This window comes from Paraferrimonas sp. SM1919, assembly GCF_010993985.1.
Lineage (GTDB): Bacteria > Pseudomonadota > Gammaproteobacteria > Enterobacterales > Shewanellaceae > SM1919.
Genome location: NZ_WINH01000057.1, coordinates 1 through 1,262, shown reverse-complemented (window position 1 = coordinate 1,262; position 1,262 = coordinate 1). Strand labels below are relative to the sequence as shown.

Sequence of the window (1,262 nt, the reverse complement as noted above, 5' to 3'; positions counted from 1 at the left end):
TGTAGTGGTCAACTAAAATTGGCCACAGTTTTATAAGTTTCTTTGTATCGCCTTTCCGATTCATTCGGAGTTAGCCCACCATTATAATGATGCGGCCTCAACTGACTGTAATATCCAGTGATGTATTCAAGGATATGCTTCCAAGCTTGTGCAAAGCTTTGGTAGCCGCTAGCAGGAACCCATTCTGTCTTTAAGCTTCTAAAAAAGCGTTCCATTGGCGCATTATCCCAACAGTTACCTCGACGAGATAAGCTTTGCTTTATCTGATAACGCCATAATGTTTGTCTGAACTTACGGCTGGTGTAATGACTGCCTTGGTCGCTATGGAACATCACACCTTCTGGTTTTCCCCGTGACTCATAAGCCATCTTTAATGCTTTGCATGTTAGCGCAGTATCGGGTGAATGAGACATCGCCCAGCCGACAGGTTTTCTAGCAAATAAGTCGATAACAACAGCCAAATATGCCCAGCGATTCCCTGCCCATATATAGGTGACATCACCAACCCAAACCTGATTAGGAGCTGTTACCGCAAATTGTCTATCTAAATGATTTGGGATTTCAATATGCTCTAAAGAGGCCTTCTTATATTTATGCTTAGGTACTTGGCAGCTTACTAACCCTAACTTTTTCATTAACTTAGCTGCACGATAACGACTTAACGGCGTATCCATACTATTCGTTAGGATATCGGCCACAGTTCGAGCACCTGCAGAGCCATGGCTGGCTCTATGCGCGGCTTTGACTTTCGCCCGTAGATCAACTTCAGAAGCATCGATCTCTTTCGATCTCGAGCGCCAATATTTATAACTGCTGCGATGCACACCAAACACTTTACACAGTCGTTTTATGGTATAGCTCTGTTTGAGTTTCTCGATTATCGAGAATTGTTCAGCGAGTCCGACATCAACAGAGCTGTAGCCTTTTTTAATATTTCATTATGCTCTTCTAGGTCAGCGATTCGCTTTCTTAGTTTACGAAGCTCGATTTGTTCTGGTGTTAGAGGTGAGGCTTTGGGTGTGATCCCTTGGTTCTCATTCTTTAATTGTCTAACCCACTTATCCATGGTGGATTTACCCACTCCCATGGCTTCAGCCGCCTCTCTAATCGAGTAATTTTGCTCAGTCACAAGCTGAGCTGCTTCAAGCTTAAATTCAGCACTAAATGTGCGTCTGGTACGTTCGTTCATAGTGTCACCTGTTATGCTATGAGGTGTATTTTAACACCTCTAATCAGGTGGCCAAATTAACTATGCCACTACA

At 43.3% G+C, this 1,262-nt stretch carries 1 protein-coding gene; it reads right to left on the bottom strand.

Annotated features, from left to right (window positions below):
- Positions 1-8: 8 nt before the first annotated feature.
- Positions 9-1,189, bottom strand: a protein-coding gene (locus GFB48_RS17095) for an IS3 family transposase (protein ID WP_163938649.1) whose coding sequence is annotated in 2 segments (ribosomal slippage) — positions 9-931 and positions 931-1,189 — 1,182 coding nt in all. Because the reading frame shifts where the segments join, the coding sequence is not laid out codon by codon here.
- Between the last annotated feature and the right edge of the window lie 73 nt (positions 1,190-1,262).